Source organism: Nisaea sp. (genome assembly GCF_034670185.1).
Lineage (GTDB): Bacteria > Pseudomonadota > Alphaproteobacteria > Thalassobaculales > Thalassobaculaceae > Nisaea.
Genome location: NZ_JAXMNY010000001.1, coordinates 824,134 through 840,653 on the forward strand (window position 1 = coordinate 824,134; position 16,520 = coordinate 840,653).

The 16,520-nt window shown below is 59.6% G+C and carries 13 protein-coding genes; 8 read left to right on the forward strand and 5 right to left on the reverse strand.

What is annotated here, in order from left to right; all coding sequences use genetic code 11:
- Nucleotides 1–51: 51 nt before the first annotated feature.
- The 4 genes from VOI22_RS03900 to VOI22_RS03915 all read right to left on the reverse strand — a co-directional run bounded on the left by VOI22_RS03900 (nucleotide 52) and on the right by VOI22_RS03915 (nucleotide 5,686).
- The gene (locus VOI22_RS03900) at nucleotides 52–2,715 is read right to left on the reverse strand and encodes a TRAP transporter large permease subunit (protein WP_323795265.1); all 2,664 of its coding nucleotides are present in this window, start codon (nucleotides 2,713–2,715) and stop codon (nucleotides 52–54) included.
- 23 nt (nucleotides 2,716–2,738) lie between these two features.
- Nucleotides 2,739–3,797 carry a TRAP transporter small permease subunit gene (locus VOI22_RS03905; RefSeq protein WP_323795266.1) on the reverse strand — a complete coding sequence of 353 codons (1,059 nt, stop codon included), beginning with the start codon at nucleotides 3,795–3,797 and terminating at the stop codon, nucleotides 2,739–2,741.
- Nucleotides 3,798–3,871: 74 nt separating this feature from the next.
- Nucleotides 3,872–4,978: a TRAP transporter substrate-binding protein gene (locus tag VOI22_RS03910; protein WP_323795267.1), complete on the reverse strand. Its 1,107-nt coding sequence runs from the start codon at nucleotides 4,976–4,978 to the stop codon at nucleotides 3,872–3,874.
- A 258-nt stretch (nucleotides 4,979–5,236) separates the two neighbouring features.
- Nucleotides 5,237–5,686: an Lrp/AsnC family transcriptional regulator gene (locus VOI22_RS03915; RefSeq protein ID WP_323795268.1), complete on the reverse strand. Its 450-nt coding sequence runs from the start codon at nucleotides 5,684–5,686 to the stop codon at nucleotides 5,237–5,239.
- 201 nt (nucleotides 5,687–5,887) lie between these two features.
- Here VOI22_RS03915 and cysG point away from each other — a divergent pair, with 201 nt between their 5' ends.
- From cysG to preA, 6 genes are all read left to right on the forward strand, one after another.
- Complete coding sequence (gene cysG, locus VOI22_RS03920) at nucleotides 5,888–7,303, forward strand: siroheme synthase CysG (RefSeq protein WP_323795269.1); 1,416 nt, start codon at nucleotides 5,888–5,890, stop codon at nucleotides 7,301–7,303.
- Between the two features lie 12 nt (nucleotides 7,304–7,315).
- Nucleotides 7,316–7,621, forward strand: a complete 306-nt coding sequence (locus VOI22_RS03925) for a DUF2849 domain-containing protein (RefSeq protein ID WP_323795270.1) — start codon at nucleotides 7,316–7,318, stop codon at nucleotides 7,619–7,621.
- 4 nt (nucleotides 7,622–7,625) lie between these two features.
- Nucleotides 7,626–9,281 carry a nitrite/sulfite reductase gene (locus tag VOI22_RS03930; RefSeq protein ID WP_323795271.1) on the forward strand — a complete coding sequence of 552 codons (1,656 nt, stop codon included), beginning with the start codon at nucleotides 7,626–7,628 and terminating at the stop codon, nucleotides 9,279–9,281.
- Nucleotides 9,268–9,831 (forward strand): DUF934 domain-containing protein, encoded by a 564-nt coding sequence (locus tag VOI22_RS03935; protein ID WP_323795272.1) that lies wholly within the window; start codon nucleotides 9,268–9,270, stop codon nucleotides 9,829–9,831. The genes VOI22_RS03930 and VOI22_RS03935 overlap by 14 nt, the downstream gene beginning before the upstream one ends.
- A 172-nt stretch (nucleotides 9,832–10,003) precedes the next feature.
- Nucleotides 10,004–11,344, forward strand: a complete 1,341-nt coding sequence (locus VOI22_RS03940; RefSeq protein WP_323795273.1) for an NAD(P)-dependent oxidoreductase — start codon at nucleotides 10,004–10,006, stop codon at nucleotides 11,342–11,344.
- 20 nt (nucleotides 11,345–11,364) lie between these two features.
- Nucleotides 11,365–12,669 carry an NAD-dependent dihydropyrimidine dehydrogenase subunit PreA gene (preA, locus tag VOI22_RS03945; protein ID WP_323795274.1) on the forward strand — a complete coding sequence of 435 codons (1,305 nt, stop codon included), beginning with the start codon at nucleotides 11,365–11,367 and terminating at the stop codon, nucleotides 12,667–12,669.
- A gap of 149 nt (nucleotides 12,670–12,818) precedes the next feature.
- On the opposite strand, the gene VOI22_RS03950 is transcribed toward preA, so the two are convergent.
- Nucleotides 12,819–13,454 carry a TetR family transcriptional regulator C-terminal domain-containing protein gene (locus VOI22_RS03950; RefSeq protein WP_323795275.1) on the reverse strand — a complete coding sequence of 212 codons (636 nt, stop codon included), beginning with the start codon at nucleotides 13,452–13,454 and terminating at the stop codon, nucleotides 12,819–12,821.
- 302 nt (nucleotides 13,455–13,756) lie between these two features.
- Here VOI22_RS03950 and VOI22_RS03955 point away from each other — a divergent pair, with 302 nt between their 5' ends.
- Entirely contained in the window at nucleotides 13,757–15,007 is a 1,251-nt protein-coding gene (locus VOI22_RS03955; protein WP_323795276.1) for a Zn-dependent hydrolase, read from the forward strand.
- 21 nt (nucleotides 15,008–15,028) lie between these two features.
- Nucleotides 15,029–16,483, forward strand: coding sequence for a dihydropyrimidinase (gene hydA, locus VOI22_RS03960; protein ID WP_323795277.1), 1,455 nt, complete (start codon nucleotides 15,029–15,031; stop codon nucleotides 16,481–16,483).
- Nucleotides 16,484–16,520 lie beyond the last annotated feature (37 nt).

The window sequence follows — 16,520 nt, forward strand, 5'->3', positions numbered from 1 at the left end:
CCGGAGAACGCTAGGCTCTCCGGCTTTTGTCAGACCATTTTATGGAACACTCTAGAAGTGCAGTGAGATGTCCTTGTGGCTGGACTGGCAGGCTGCGACTTCGAGAGCGACATCGTGCGGAAGCCGGTTCTGCTGGCGCAGGCCAATCGTGTTCCGGATTGCGTTATCATATTCTTCCAGCTTGGCGCCGATCGACTGTTTCGCCGCCTGACGCCAAGTGACTTCCGCGTCGAACATCTCCTTCGCAGCCGCGAGTTCTTCAAGTGCCTTTTCCGGGTCCGGTGTCTGGCCCCGAAGCGCCCGGCGGACCTTGGATAGAGCGGATCTAATAGATCCCGCTTCATTAATCGCTCCGACCTTGGACTCGACGTCCTTGATGACGTCTTCGGCCTCTTTAGGAGCGAGATCGGTCACGGCCTTTGTGATCACAGCGAAGTCGCCGGAGAGGGCTGCAAGCGCGTCCGCGTCGCGGAGTGTTGCCTGCAGGACAACGATCGGTTCGTAAGCCGCGTCTGCGGTCCTTCGATAGGTCAGACGCGCTTTCTTCTCTGTTGCGAGGACCTTGCTGAACGCCTTGTGATCCGGCTCCCAATTGGCCGGGATCTCGCTTTCAAGCTGTGCTTTTTCCGACTTCAGTGTCTCGATCTTTGCGAGAGCCTTGTCGATTGCACCTGGCTTTGCGTCGTTCTGGCGCTTCCAGCGGTTTACGCGCTGTTCAAGTTCCTTGATCTCTTCTCCATGCTTTGCGATGTCCCGCTGCAGTGTACGCACGGAGACATGCAAGGGCCTGTAGGTCTCGGCGGCAGTATCGATAGCGTCCGTGGCCGCAAAGGCGTCATGAAGAGCCGGGAAGACCGCCTCTGCGGCTGCAAAGCTCTTGTTGAGATCGTTCTGCACCGATTTAGGCATGTTCGAGAGGTCCCACCCCTTCGCTCCGGCGATGACGGAACGCAGCGTGTCGCCCTGTTCTGCAAATGCACTCTGGACGTATTCCTCGACACAGACCTGCAGGCGCGGGTTCTTCGGCGGCGGAGAGCTTTCGGACGTCAGGGACATCCGGTTCGGCAGATAGTTCACCAGTTGCGGCGCGATGCCGACGATGAAGAGGGCGAACAATTGGAGTGAAATGAACGGAATAACGCCCTTATACATGGACAATGTCTTGACCGCTGACGGCGCGACGCCACGCAGATAGAACAGTGCAAAACCGAACGGTGGGGTCAGGAAAGACGTCTGGATGTTCATTCCGATCATGACGCCGAGCCATACTGCGGTGATGTTCGCGGACGGGTCTGCGAGCAGGATCGGTGCGACGATCGGTACCACAACCACGGCGATCTCGATGAAGTCGAGAAAGAAGCCGAGGACGAAGATGACGGCCATGACGATGATGAACTGTGCCCAGAAACCGCCCGGCAGGCCGGTCAGGAATTCGCGCACCAGTTCCTCGCCGCCGAAGGCGCGGAAAGCCGAGGTCAGCATGGCCGCCCCGAGCAGGATGATAAAGACCAGGGCAGAGGTCTTGGCTGTCTCGACCATGACTCCGCGCAACGTGTCATCAATCTTGAAGGTGCGGATGCCGCTCCAGACGATGCCGATCAGGAAAACAGTCACAGCCACGACGGCAATCGCCATCGAGACCATATCGGCTGTGGTCTGTATGTTCCGGATATTGATCGGATTGACATTGTTAATAACGAGAATGGTCAGCAGCGAGCCCATTGCGAGGATTGCTGGGTAGAAGGCGCCTTTGCGGCCTTCAAAAAGGCGATAGCCGGCCATGACCATGGCACCCACGGCGCCGATCGCACCGGCCTGGTTCACTGTGGCGATACCGGTGATGATGGAACCGAGCACGACGAAGATGAGTGTCAGTGGCGGCACCAGGGAAAGCAGTACCCGAGCGGCAAACTTGCGATCGTATTTGCCTTCAAACGGAACCGACGGGGCGACCGACGGCTTGAAGAAAGCGACGATCAGGATGTAGGCCATATAGAGTCCGACAAGGACCAGGCCCGGCAGGAGGGCGCCCATAAACATGTCACCGGCACTGGTCGAGCCCACACTGAAGGAACTCGGCATGGAAAACTCGCCGGTGGTTTCCTTGAAGTATGCTTTCCGTGCCATGCCCGCCTGGTCAACCGCGCTCGACAGCTGATCGGCGAGAATAATCAGGACGATGGATGGCGGAATGATCTGTCCGAGCGTCCCGGATGCGGCGATCGTTCCTGTCGCAAGTGAATGCGAGTAGTTGTTTCGCAGCATGGCGGGCAGGGAGATCAGTCCCATCGCAACCACGGTCGCGCCGACGATACCTGTCGTTGCCGCGAGCAGGGCGCCCACGAACACGACGGAGATGCCGAGGCCGCCCCGGATCGGTCCAAAGAGCTGAGCCATCGCGACCAGAAGGTCTTCCGCGATCTTCGAGCGTTGCAGCATGATGCCCATGAAGACGAAAAGCGGGATCGCTATGAGCGTGTCCCGTTCAACTTCCCAATATACGCCCCTGAAGTTTGTCACACCGGCAGTCAGCCAGTTGACCGGACCGCCCTGTGCGAAAAAGGCGGAGGCGTCACCGGCGAATATCTCGCCGGTGAGAGCCGCGAGGCCAATGGTGATGATTGCGGAGCCCGGAAGCGCGAATGCGACCGGAAAACCGGATGCAAGAGCGCCGGCCATGAGCACGACAAGCAGGAGGAGGAATACGAGTTCCATCAGTCAGGTTCGCTTTTCAGGTCTTAATGTGCAGAGGACCCGCCGATTTCACGTCGGCCGGGCTCGTCTCGATAATCGGCAAGGCTTTCCAGGATGTAGCTGGCAAACTGGATCATCATGGTGACGGCGAAGATTCCAAGGAAACTTGCCATCAGGTATTTGACGTACATGCCGAAGCCGGATTGGGAGACTTCGAAGCTCAGCATCGGGCTGTTGATGATTGCAGATTTGTTCCACATGCCGATGGTCATGACGGTGATGCAGAGAGACATACCGAGCAGCAGAGAGCCCCAAATGTTGATCAGTCCCCTGATCCGCGTTGTCAGGCCGGCATACAGCACGTCCACCCTGACATGTCCGTCTTCATAGAGCGTGTAAGCACTGGCGAAGAGGAAGAGAGCGCCGTACCAGAACCGGACGAGATCCCCCTGGAATGCCTGCTCGTAGGAGAAAATGAACCTGCTGATCACGATGCCCAGTTCAGCGGCGACCACCAGCAGCGCCAGCCATGTGAAGCCGAGCGAGCGGGTGAAGGCGGCCACGACGCATCCAAGCAGAACGAGCGGGATATGAACATAAGCACCGCGGAACTGCGAACGTCCAAGGGAGGTCGTAAGATCGTTCCCAACCAAATTGGGAAGCAAATTCTCGACCCGCAGGAAAGTGATGACCATGTCCGTTATGCCGACGAAGATCACGGCCCAGAAGGCGGCGCGAACGATATAGGCGGCAATGCCGACCATTACCTGCGAGTCTTGTCGTAGCGGGCGGTCCGGAGTCCGGGCTGTGAAGAGCGCGGAGCCTGCAATGCAGGCGAAATAGCTAAGGGCCTGTAGCCAGCCTAGAAGCTGCGCACTTCCGTCCAGTGGCGTTTTCAGACTGCTGGGACCGAACAGCGCAAGATGGTCCACGAGCGTCAGAAAGCCGGGCCAATCCCGCCAGAAGATCAGGTAATTGTTGAGGATAAACATCAGCGTGAGGGTAACGCTCGCCCAGCAGAATATTCGGGTGAACGCGGATGTAGGCGTCTGATAACGCCCGCCATTCCGGTCAAACGCGGATACGTTGGTCGATTCGGACATTTCAAGAAATCTCTTATAGGACCGAGGCGGGATCTACGGATCCCGCCTCGGTACGCGTTAAGAAAACGCTGAGTTTAGAGGCCAAGCACCCGGTTGCGCTTCTCGGAGTAGCCGATATCGGCCAGCTTCAGCCAGCCACCGGCTGCACTGCGGGCTTTCTCGAAGCTCTCGTGAACGCGGAGTGCGAGATCGCTGTGTGCCTTGGTTTCCTCGAACACTTCCTGAGCGGCGCCGCCGAACGCATCATAGACGTCGTCATTGAATTCCTTCACGACAACACCCTGCTCGTCGACCAGCTTACGGAGGTATTCACCGTTCTTGGCGTTGTATTCGGCCATCATCCAGTCGTTGGTCTGGTGTGCAACGGCGGTGATGAGAGCCTGGTCAGCCTTGCTCAGGCCACCCCACCAGGAGGCATTCATACCGAGGGAATCATACCCGCCCGGCTCATGCATGCCCGGGAAGTAGTAGTACTTGGTGGCTTCGTAGAACTTCATCGCATAGTCGTTCCACGGACCGACCCATTCGGTCGCCTCAATGGCGCCGGAAACCAGGTTTTCATAGATCTGGCCGCCCGGCAGGGAAACCGGAGAAGCGCCCAGTTTCGCCATGACGTCGCCGCCGAGGCCCGGGATACGCATCTTCAGACCCTTGAGGTCGTCGGGGCTGTTGATTTCCTTGTTGAACCAGCCGCCCATCTGCACGCCGGTGTTACCAGCCGGCAGACATTTCAGGCCAAAACCGCCAGCCAGTTCGTCCCACAGTTCCTGACCGCCCATGTGATGGACCCACGCGCCCATTTCGCTGGCGGTGAGGCCGAACGGAACGGATGTGAAATATGCCCAGGCCGGGTGCTTGCCTTTCCAGTAGTAATCGGCCGAGTGATAGGCCTGAGCGTTACCGGATGCGACTTCGTCGAATGCGTCGAACGCGCCAACGCGCTCGCCGGCGGCAAAATACTGAACCTGGATGCGGCCGTCGGAAACATCTCCGAGGCGCTTTGCAAGCAGCTGGGCGTTGGTGCCGAGACCCGGGAAATCACGACCCCAGCTCGAGACCATCACCATCTCGATGCGCTCTTGGGCGAGGGCCGGTTTCGGGAAGGAGGACGCTGCGGCAACGGCTGTAGCGCCGCCAACGCTAGCAAGTCCAGCTTTGGTAATAAAATCGCGACGTTTCATTGTTGAAGCTCCCTAGATGCTTTTGTTTCGTTCATCGGTGCGAATTGGATCGCAGAGTGAAGCCACTGACTGCGCACTGTAACAAGTGCCTATTCGCAGCTCGCGGAAATTAGTGCGTTCGAATTTTCAATTTGGCAACCATTCTTCACCTGATTTGCCGCAATGCGGTATAAATTTGCTCAAGTGCCCCTCCCTAGAGTTAGAAAATATCAATTTCGAGAGTTTAAAACCCGTAATATGGTCGAATCAGGGCGGGCGTCACACGGGCAATGCGGTTGTTTCCTTGATGGTCTCCATGGAAAAGCGTGACGTGACCTCGCTAAGTGCCGTGAGTTCCACGAGATTTTTGTAGAATAAGTCGAAACTCTTCATGTCTGGGACGACAACTTTCAGCATGTAGTCCACTTCGCCGGCCATACGGTGAAACTCGAGCACTTCGGGCATGCCCTTGACGGCTTCGGCGAAGGATTTCAGCCAGTCGCCTGAATGTTCCCCCGTCTTGATGCTGACAAATACGGTAAGGCCGTATCCGAGCTTGTCCGCGTCCAGAACGGCAACTTGACGCTTGATCAATCCCTCTGCCTGCATGCGGTTGATGCGCTTCCAGCACGGCGATGCGGAAAGCCCGACATGACGGGCGATATCCGAGACGGAGATGCTGCTGTCTTCCTGCAGGAGCCGCAGGATCTTCCGGTCCATGTCATCCATTCTTAAACTTCCTGTTTTGTGACAGCCACGTTCTCTGTGCGTCGTGTGTAGGAAAGATATTTTCTTTTTACTGAGGTCATATTGTCGATTTGGAAAAAATGATGATATTTCAGGGGCAGTAAGAGTTCAATAGTTCTCCGAGTGCGAAAGTGGGCACGCGGTCGATTTCCTGATCAGGTTTCTCCAGGCGGACAGCCACAGATGAAGTATTTCCCGATATTCGCCGATCTTGCCGATCAGCATGTGCTTCTGGTCGGCGGCAATGAAGACACGGCTCGCAAGCTGCGCCTGTTGCTGAAGACCGAAGCGTTGATTCGCGTCGTGTCGGCGGAACCCAATCCAGAGATCGAGGGGGAAGCCGCCGCCGGACGTATTGAATTGCACCGGCGCGGGTTCGAGACGCGCGACTTGAACAATGTCCGGTTGGCCATCGTTGGCGATGCCGAAGCCCTGGACGTAGATCGGCTGGCGCGGCAGATCCGAGAGGCCGGCATCCAGACCAATGTCGTCGACCGTCCGGATCTCTCCACGTTCATTATTCCAGGCATCGTGGATCGCGATCCAATCGTGGTTGCCATCGGCAGCGAAGGCACGGCACCGGTCATGGTTCGCCGCATCCGCGAGCAGATTGAGCGTTCCTTGCCGGTTCGGCTCGGTGCTTTGGCACGGTTTGCTCAAAGTTTTCGCAGTGCAGTGATGTCCGCCATCTCGGATGGCGGTGAGCGCCGCCGGTTCTGGGAGACTGTTTTCGACGGGGCCATCGCCAATGACGTGCTTGCCGGACGTGACGCTGCCGGACGTGAAGCCATGTTGCGACTCGTCAATGGCTCACGCCGTCAGCGCGGCGGCGCATCGGGCAGTGTTGCCCTTGTCGGCGCCGGTCCCGGCGATCCCGATCTGCTGACCCTGAAGGCTCTGCGTCTGATGCAGGATGCGGATGTGATCGTGCATGACGCGCTGATTGGCCCGACCATGCTGGACTATGTCCGGCGGGATTCAATCCGGATCGATGTCGGCAAGAGGGCAGGGCAGCATTCCTATAGCCAGGACGATATCAACGCGTTGCTGGCCGAGCATGCAGAAGCCGGCAGCCGTGTGGTGCGCCTTAAGGGCGGGGATCCGTTTATCTTCGGCCGGGGCGGTGAAGAGCTGGCCTATCTGAAAGAGCGCGGCATTGCCGTCGAGATCGTGCCTGGCGTGACAGCGGCGCTTGGCGCGGCATCCGCTGCCGGTCTGCCACTGACTCATCGTGATCACGCCAACAGGCTGACCATCTTGACCGGACATGACCGGAACGGGGTGTCCGAGTTCGACGGCCGTGTGCTGGCGGACACCAAAGGCACCGTCGTCATCTATATGGGCCTCGGCGCCGCACCACGGATCATGGAGGCGGCGCTCGACGCTGGCCGTGTGCCGTCGACGCCGGTTGCGGTGATCGAAAAGGCGACCCTGCCGGACCAACGCATTCTGAAAACAACCCTGGCCGATCTCGCCGGAATGGTAGCCGAGCGGCAGATATCTGCCCCCGCGTTGATCGTTCTCGGTGATGTGGCCGCGTTTGCCGAAGGTGAAATATTTGAGGCTGTGGTCCCCGAGGACCGGCGTCTCGCCGTTTAGGAACTGATGAGAATGAAAGTGACGACCAAGGTCATGACCGCCAACCGTCTGGGCGATGGCGCTGTTGTTTATCTTGCAGATGACAACAACTGGGTATTGGCGCTCGACGACGCAGAGGTTGCCGACGGCGATGATGCGGCCGCCGCCCTTGAGGCGCGTGCGGCCGCATCGGCCGCACGGCAGGAGGTCGTGAGCACCTATCTGTTCGCCGTCTCCGTTTCCGACACCGGCATCGCGCCGGTGAGCCAGCGCGAAATCATCCGCGCCGCCGGGCCAACTGTCGGCACGGACCTCCCCGCAACCACCCCATTGGTTTGACGCGATGTATACGTATAACGAATTCGATCACGCCTTCGTCCGGGACCGGACCGAGGAATTCCGCGATCAGGTCGCGCGCCGGATCGCCGGTGAGCTGACCGAGGACGAGTTCAAGCCACTGCGTTTGATGAACGGTCTCTACCTGCAGCTTCACGCCTATATGCTGCGGGTCGCGATCCCCTATGGCACGCTTTCCGCGGTTCAGATGCGCCAGCTTGGATATATCGCCCGGCGCTGGGACCGCAACTGGGGGCATTTCACCACCCGTCAGAATATCCAGTACAACTGGACGAAGCTGGACGACGTGCCGGACATTCTGGACGCGCTCGCCGATGTCGAGATGCATGCGATCCAGACCAGCGGTAACTGCATCCGCAATGTGACAGCCGACCAGTTTGCCGGTGTTGCCGCCGATGAGATCGAGGATTCCCGTGTCTGGGCCGAGATCATGCGGCAATGGTCCACGCTGCACCCGGAATTCACCTTCCTGCCGCGCAAGTTCAAGATCGCCATTACCGGCTCGGAGAACGACCGGGCGGCGGTGAAGTTGCACGACATCGGCCTGCGCATGCGCCGCAACGATGCCGGTGAAGTGGGCTTCGAGGTGATCGTCGGCGGCGGGCAGGGGCGTACGCCCATCGTCGGTGAGACGATCCGCGAATTCCTGCCGAAACAGCATCTGCTGTCATATCTGGAAGCGATCCTGCGGACCTATAACCTGCTCGGCCGCCGGGATAACCTCTACAAGGCCCGGATCAAGATCCTGGTCGCCGCCGTCGGCATCGAGAAATTCGCCGAAATGGTCGAGGAGGAGTGGCTCGATATCAAGGACAGCGCGCTGACGCTGGACGCCGCGAAGATTTCGGAGATCGAACGGCATTTCGCTCCGCCGACCTATGAGGATATCGCCGAGCCGGTTGCCCCGTACGATGCCGCGCGCTTTACCGATCCGGCCTTTGCTACCTGGACCCGGACCAATCTCTTCCCGCACAAGCAGCCGGGCTACACCATCGTCACGGTGTCCCTGAAACCCGCGGGCGGGGTGCCGGGCGACGCCACGGCGGAGCAGATGGAGGCTTTGGCCGATCTGGTGGAGAAATATTCCCTCGGCGAGCTGCGCATCGCGCATGAGCAGAATGTGGTGCTGCCCTATGTCCGCAAGCAGGATCTGCACAAACTGTGGCAGGCTCTTGGAGAGCATGGGCTGGCGGACGCCAATATCGGCCTGATCACGGACATCATCTCTTGCCCGGGGCTCGACTACTGCAACCTTGCAAACGCCCGGGCGATTCCGATCGCGCAGCGTCTGAGCCGGCATTTCGCCGATCCGGCGCTGCAATCCGAAATCGGCCCGATCACGCTGAACATCTCCGGCTGCATCAATGCCTGCGGGCATCACCATGTCGGCAATATCGGCATCCTCGGCGTCGATAAAAAAGGCGTGGAGCATTACCAGATCACCATCGGCGGGATCGCGGATGAAAATGCCGCTATCGGCAAGATCCTCGGCCCGTCCTTCCCGGCTGAAGGTGTGGTGGATGCCATCGACACCCTGATCGGGACGTTCCGCAAGATCCGCGCTGAAGGCGAGACCTTCATCGACACGGTGTCCCGTGTCGGCATCAACCCCTTCAAGGAGACTCTCTATGCCAATCATTAAGAATGGCCGTATCCAGGAAGACATCTGGGTGTCGCTGACGGATCGGGATTTGGAAATGCTGGGCCGGGACACGCCGGTGCTGGTCAGCCTCGAGGAATGGAAGGCGGGCCGCGAAACTCTGGTCGCCAATTTCGACCGGCGCGCCGTCCGGCTTGAAAACGCCGATGACGTCGAGGATATCCGTGAGGACCTGGCGGATATCGACACGGTGATCCTGGTGTTCCCGAAATTCAATGACGGCCGGGCCTTTTCCCAGGCGCGGCTGCTGCGGGACCGTTTCGGTTTCAAGGGCGAAATCAGAGCCACCGGACATGTCATCCAGGACCAGTTCCTGTTTCTGCAGCGCTGCGGCGTCGATGCGGTCGAGGTCGCGGACGAGAAACTGCTGGAAGCCTGGATGCGGGCGAACCGTCGCTTCAAGGGCTACTACCAGCCGGCACTCGATGTTGTTGAAGGCACCTGCCAGGACAAGGTGGAGACTGCCCCGTCCGGTCACGGCGGTGCATACAGTCGGGTCGAGCCCGCCGTGCTGGCAAGCTGGGCCTACTGAGAGACGGCTTACCCATTCGAGCGAACAAATCGACCGGTCGCCGGGGAGCGTAGCCTTCCCGGCGATTTTTTATGCACGGCAACTGCGTCTTCGGTTTGACGGCGTCTCAAATTTTTGATCAGATAGTAAAAAACGAGTGCAAATGCACCGTGGCTTCTGAACTGGAGAGACTATGCCGTCTGATATCCGTGGGGACAGATTGTCCCCGGCGGAGGTCGAGTCGAATTTCGCCGATCTCCATCCGTTGCTCAGCAAACACGAAGCTGTCGTCGAGGCTGACCGCTGTTATTTCTGCCATGACGCACCCTGCGTCACGGCATGCCCGACAGGCATCGATATCCCGCTCTTTATCCGCCAGATCCTGACCGACAACCCGTCCGGGTCGGCCAAGACGATCCTGAGCGAGAACATTCTTGGCGGTATGTGCGCCCGTGTCTGCCCGACAGAAACCCTGTGCGAGCAGGCCTGTGTGCGGGAGATCGAACAGAAGCCGGTACGGATTGGTGAGCTGCAACGCTACGCTACCGATCACCTGATGGAAAAGGGCACGCAGCCATTTGAGCGCGCACCACTGACAGGCAAGAAAGCTGCCGTCGTCGGAGCTGGACCTGCCGGACTTTCCTGTGCTCACCGGCTCGCCATGCTTGGTCATGACGTCACGATCTTCGAGGCGAAGGAGAAAGGTGGCGGACTCAATGAGTACGGCATTGCGGCCTACAAGGCGGTCGACGAATTCGCCCAGAAAGAACTCGATTTCGTACTGTCCATTGGCGGTATCGAACTGAAAAATGGCATGGCGCTTGGGCGGGACGTAACGCTCGACAGTCTGGTCGCCGATTTCGATGCTGTCTTCCTAGGCCTTGGCCTCGGGGCTACCAATGGGCTCGGCGTTGACGGCGAGGCGCTCGACGGCGTTGCCGATGCGGTCGATTTCATCGAGGGTCTGCGGCAGGCACCGGCGATGGAGAAAGTCGCTGTCGGCAGCAATGTTGTCGTCATCGGCGGCGGCATGACGGCGATTGATGCGGCCGTTCAGTCCAAGCTGCTGGGCGCGGACGAGGTGACGTTGGTTTATCGTCGCGGTGCGGATCGGATGAATGCCAGCCCATACGAGCAGTCGCTCGCCAAGGAGAAGGGCGTTGTGCTGCGGCACTGGGCGCGGCCGGAAAAGATCGAAGCGGGGCCGGATGGCAAGGTTGGCTCGATCAGTTTCGCCCGGACGAAAGACGACGGCGGAAAGCTCGCCGATACTGGCGAAGGTTTCACGTTGGAGGCGGACATGGTGCTGAAAGCCATTGGCCAGACTTTCGTGCCGGTTCCGCTTCAGGGCAGCACGGTTGAGGTTGCGCTGGAGGCTGGACGGATCAAGGCCGGGGACGACCGGCGCACCAGTCATCCGAAAATCTGGGCGGGGGGCGATGCGGTTGCCGGCGGTGAGGATCTCACCGTTGCGGCCGTTGAAGACGGCAAGCAAGCCGCGCTTTCCATCCATAACGCGCTTATCGGCGCGTAGGCCGGATCGGGAGAGAGATCATGGCAAATCTGCAGACGAGTTTCCTCGGTATCAAATCCCCCAACCCCTTCTGGCTCGCCTCGGCGCCGCCGACCGACCGGGAGGTCAACGTCACCCGTGCTTTCAAGGCGGGCTGGGGCGGTGTGGTCTGGAAGACGCTCGGGGAGGATCCGCATGTCGTCAATGTGAATGGGCCACGCTACGGTGCGATCCATTCCAATGACCGCCGTTTGATCGGCCTCAACAATATCGAGCTGATTACCGACCGGCCTCTGGAGGTCAATCTCCGGGAGATCAAGGCGGTGAAGAAGGCGTGGCCTGACCGGGCCATCGTCGTCTCGCTGATGGTGCCGTGCGAGGAGGAGGCCTGGAAGAAGATCCTGCCGCTGGTTGAGGATACCGGCGCTGACGGGATCGAGCTCAATTTCGGTTGCCCGCACGGCATGTCAGAGCGCGGCATGGGCGCGGCTGTCGGCCAGGTGCCGGAATATGTCGAGATGGTGGCCCGCTGGTGCAAGCAGAACACCCGTATGCCGGTCATCGTCAAGCTGACACCGAACATCACCGATGTCCGTCAGCCTGCCCGCGCTGCGAAAAACGGTGGAGCGGATGCTGTATCGCTGATCAATACGATCAATTCGGTGATGGGCGTCGATCTCGATATTATGGCGCCGAGCCCGCATATCGACGGCAAAGGCACACATGGCGGCTATTGCGGCCCAGCCGTAAAGCCGATTGCCATGAGCATGGTCTCCGAGATCGCGCGCGACCCGGAGACCCAGGGCCTGCCGATCTCGGCTATCGGCGGCATCACCACCTGGCGGGACGCGGCGGAATTCATGGCTCTTGGCGCCGGTACGGTACAAGTCTGCACCGCGGCCATGACCTACGGATTCAAGATCGTTGAGGAGATGAAACTGGGACTGTCGGACTGGATGGACGAGAAGGGTTACACGTCCGTCGATCAGTTCGTCGGCATGGCGGTTCCGAACGTCACTGACTGGCAGTATCTGAACCTCAATTACGTGGTGAAGGCGAAGATCGATCAGGAGTCCTGTATCAAGTGCGGGCGTTGCCATATCGTCTGCGAGGACACGTCCCATCAGGCGATCTGGGCGGAAAAGGACGGGCAGCGGCATTTTGAAGTCAACGACACGGAATGTGTCGGCTGCAATCTCTGCGTCAGCGTCTGTCCGGTCGAGAACTGTATCACCATGGAGCAGCAGACCGACGGTGTGGATGCCCGCACCGGCAAACCGATCAATCCGGAATACGGCAACTGGACAACCCACCCGAACAACCCGATGCGGGTCGCGGCGGAGTAGGTTGGGGCTGTGTTCACACCGATTTTTCACCGTCATCCCCACGAAAGTGGGGACCTAGGGAAGCCAGGCGAAACTCTACGATCTCTGGGTCCCCGCGTGCGTGGGGATCACGGTTATTATTAAAAATTACATGATGGTAGGGGGTGTTGTTAACGCGGCTTCAAGCCGTTGAATAGCACGGTGAACAGTGTTCTCTCGGCGCCTTCGAAGCGTTTGTCGCGGGTGCCCGGCTCGGTGCCTTCGAGGGCATCCATCTGGGTTTCGAAGTCGGCGTAATGCTGGGTCGAGGCCCAGATCATGTAGATCAGGTGTAGCGGATCTACCGGCGCCATCTTCCCGTCGGCGATCCATGTCCGGATGGCCTTCGACTTGGTTTCGACCAGATCCTTGAGGGGGCCTTTCAGGGTATCCTCTAGAAGGGGGGCACCCTGCAGGATCTCGTTGGCGAACAGGCGGGAGGCTTTCGGATTGATCCGGGCATGGGCCAGTTTGGCGGAGATATAGGCGCCGAGTTCGGAGGCCGGATCGCCTTGCGGGTCGAGTTTGGCGAAAGGGGTCAGCCAGTCGTCCAGGGTTTCCTGCAGGACAGTCTGGTAAAGTTCCTGCTTGGTGCGGAAATAGTACAGCATGTTGGGTTTGGACATGCCCGCGGCTGCGGCGATCTCGTCCAGTGTGGTGCCGCGATAGCCAGAGCGGGAGAACATGTCGAGCGCGGCCTTCAGGATGCGCTCGCGGTTTTCCTGCTGAATTCTTGTGCGGCGGCCATTTTCCGATGTCACAGCCATTGGTTCAATCCGGCATGTTAAGTGTGATTTTCAGGGACGGTCGAAAGGAAACATCAAAGCTGCGGGGAAGGGGAGCGGCACTGGAATGTCTGCGTGTTTGCTGGGCAAGCGGCTCACCTGATTGCCTACACTTTAATCTTGATCAAATGGTCAACTTTGTCTTTGCTTATACCCCAGAAGGGCGTGAGCACAAATGCCCTCAAAAGTCGGCAATCGCCAAGTTCTTGTCCTTCACATGTGAACTTGCCGATGCCGATCAAAATCGTCCCCGGTGAGGGACGGAGCGAACAGGAGAGTTTGGGATGACTGAACCGGCCAGCAATATCCGGATCAACGGGCAGCGGCTGTGGGACAGCCTTATGGACATGGCGAAGATCGGACCCGGCCTGCGCGGCGGCAACAACCGCCAGACGCTGACCGACTCCGACAAGGAAGGCCGTGATCTCTTCACCAAATGGTGCGAGCAGCAGGGCCTGACCATGGGTGTCGACAGCATGGGCAACATGTTCGCCCGGCGCGAGGGCACGGACCCGGACGCGCTTCCGGTGATGATGGGTAGCCATCTGGATACCCAGCCGACCGGCGGTAAGTATGACGGCGTTCTCGGCGTTCTCGGCGCGCTGGAGGTGATCCGCACGCTGAACGATCTCGGCATCAAGACGAAGCATCCGATTGAGGTGGTGAACTGGACCAACGAGGAAGGCACGCGTTTCGCGCCCGCGATGGTCGCCTCCGGTGTGTTCGCCGGCATTCATACCCAGGACTGGGCCTACGACCGGACGGACGCGGACGGGCTGAGGCTCGGCGACGAGCTGGAGCGCATCGGCTACAAGGGCGACGAGCCGGTTGGCCAGCGCAAGATGCATGCTTTCTTCGAGCTGCATATCGAGCAGGGTCCGATCCTCGAGGACGAGAATATCGATATCGGTGTTGTGACCCACGGCCAGGGTCTGAAGTGGATCCAGATCACGCTGACCGGCAAGGAGAGCCACACAGGCTCAACCCCCATGCCGAAGCGGATCAATGCCGGGCTTGGCATGGCGCGTGTCACCGAACTGGTGAACGAGATTGCCTTGGAGCATGGCCCGAACGGTGTCGGCGCTATCGGCCATCTCGAGCTCTACCCGAATTCCCGGAACATCATTCCGGGCCGCACTGTCTTCACGGTCGATTTCCGGCACCCGGACAAGGCGGCTCTTGAAGAGATGGACGTCAAGCTGCGGGCGGGGGCGGAGAAGATAGCCGCTGAAATCGGGCTGGGTATTGAGATCGAGCAGACCGGCGGTTTCGATCCGGTGACCTTTGACGAGAATTGCGTGACTGCCGTGCGCAACGCGGCGGAAAGCCTCGGGTACTCGCACCGGAACATCGTTTCCGGCGCCGGGCACGATGCCTGCTGGATCAACCGGGTCGCACCGACCTCCATGATCATGTGCCCCTGTGTCGACGGCCTCAGCCACAACGAGGACGAGGAGATCAGCAAGGAGTGGGCGACCGCCGGTGCGGATGTGCTGTTCCGTGCCGTGGTCGAGACCGCGCAGATCGTCGAATAGAACCGGGAGAGGAACGAGTTCATGTCCAAAGTCATCAAAGGCGGGACAGTCGTCACCGCCGACCACAGTTTTGAAGCCGACGTTCTGATCGAAGGCGGCGTTATCACTGCCATCGGCAAGGGTCTGAAGGGCAACGAGACCATCGATGCCACTGGTTGCTACATCATGCCGGGCGGGATCGATCCGCACACGCATATGGAAATGCCTTTCATGGGCACCTATTCGGCGGACGATTTCCATAGCGGAACATCCGCGGCGGCTGCCGGCGGTACCACGATGGTGGTGGATTTCTGTCTGCCGGTGCCGGACCAGTCCCTGATGCAGGCCCTGCAGAGCTGGGATCAGAAAAGCTCCAAGGCAGTGACCGACTATTCCTTCCACATGGCCATCACCTGGTGGTCGGAGCAGGTCTTCGACGAGATGCAGCAGGTGGTGAACCGCGGTATCAACACCTTCAAGCACTTCATGGCCTACAAGGGCGCGCTGATGATCGAGGACGACGAGATGTTCGCCTCATTCCGGCGTTGCGCCGATATCGGCGGCATGCCGCTGGTCCATGCCGAGAATGGCGACGTTGTTGCGCACCTGCAGGAAAAACTGCTGGCCGAGGGCAATAACGGGCCGGAGGCGCATGCCTATTCCCGTCCGCCGGAAGTCGAGGGCGAGGCCGCCAACCGGGCTATCATGATCGCAGACATGGCGAACGTGCCGCTCTACATCGTGCATGTCTCCTGCGAGCAGGCACACGAGGCGATCCGCCGCGCCCGGCAGAACGGCAAGCGCGTATTCGGCGAGCCGTTGATCCAGCATCTGGTGCTGGACGAAAGCGAATATGCGAACCCGGATTGGGACCATGCAGCACGCCGTGTCATGTCTCCGCCGTTCCGCGACAAGACGCATCAGGACGGCCTCTGGGCCGGTCTGGCTGCGGGCTCGCTGCAATGCGTGGCGACCGACCATTGTGCCTTCACCACGGACCAGAAGCGCATGGGGCTGGGTGATTTCACCAAGATCCCGAACGGCACCGGCGGACTTGAGGATCGGTTGCCCGTGCTCTGGACGCGGGGCGTCAATACCGGTCGCTTGACTCCGAACGAGTTCGTCGCGGTAACTTCAACAAACATCGCCAAGATTCTGAATTTGTTTCCGAAAAAGGGCGCGGTGATGGTCGGTGCAGACGCTGATTTGGTGGTCTGGGATCCGAAGGCGACGAAGACGATCACGGCTGCAAAGCAGACTTCCGCCATCGATTACAATGTCTTCGAGGGCATCGATGTCATGGGGCTGCCGCGCTTCACCCTTAGCCGGGGCGATGTGGTAGCGACCGAGGGCAAGGTCGATGCCGCCGAAGGGCGCGGCAAGTTCGTTGGCCGTGATCCTTACCCGGCCACGAACAAGGCGCTTTCCAAGTGGAAAGAGCTGACGGCACCGCGCAAGGTGGTGCGGTCCGCGGCAAACATGCCGGCCGGCGTCTAGACCGGACCAGAAGATACCGGATAAAGCAGAAGCGGAC

Coding starts and splice junctions, on each gene's coding strand:
- VOI22_RS03900 (WP_323795265.1), bottom strand. CDS start 2,715: ATGGAACTCGTATTCCTCCTCCTGCTTGTCGTGCTCATGGCCGGCGCT.
- VOI22_RS03905 (WP_323795266.1), bottom strand. CDS start 3,797: ATGTCCGAATCGACCAACGTATCCGCGTTTGACCGGAATGGCGGGCGT.
- VOI22_RS03910 (WP_323795267.1), bottom strand. CDS start 4,978: ATGAAACGTCGCGATTTTATTACCAAAGCTGGACTTGCTAGCGTTGGC.
- VOI22_RS03915 (WP_323795268.1), bottom strand. CDS start 5,686: ATGGATGACATGGACCGGAAGATCCTGCGGCTCCTGCAGGAAGACAGC.
- cysG (WP_323795269.1), top strand. CDS start 5,888: ATGAAGTATTTCCCGATATTCGCCGATCTTGCCGATCAGCATGTGCTT.
- VOI22_RS03925 (WP_323795270.1), top strand. CDS start 7,316: ATGAAAGTGACGACCAAGGTCATGACCGCCAACCGTCTGGGCGATGGC.
- VOI22_RS03930 (WP_323795271.1), top strand. CDS start 7,626: ATGTATACGTATAACGAATTCGATCACGCCTTCGTCCGGGACCGGACC.
- VOI22_RS03935 (WP_323795272.1), top strand. CDS start 9,268: ATGCCAATCATTAAGAATGGCCGTATCCAGGAAGACATCTGGGTGTCG.
- VOI22_RS03940 (WP_323795273.1), top strand. CDS start 10,004: ATGCCGTCTGATATCCGTGGGGACAGATTGTCCCCGGCGGAGGTCGAG.
- preA (WP_323795274.1), top strand. CDS start 11,365: ATGGCAAATCTGCAGACGAGTTTCCTCGGTATCAAATCCCCCAACCCC.
- VOI22_RS03950 (WP_323795275.1), bottom strand. CDS start 13,454: ATGGCTGTGACATCGGAAAATGGCCGCCGCACAAGAATTCAGCAGGAA.
- VOI22_RS03955 (WP_323795276.1), top strand. CDS start 13,757: ATGACTGAACCGGCCAGCAATATCCGGATCAACGGGCAGCGGCTGTGG.
- hydA (WP_323795277.1), top strand. CDS start 15,029: ATGTCCAAAGTCATCAAAGGCGGGACAGTCGTCACCGCCGACCACAGT.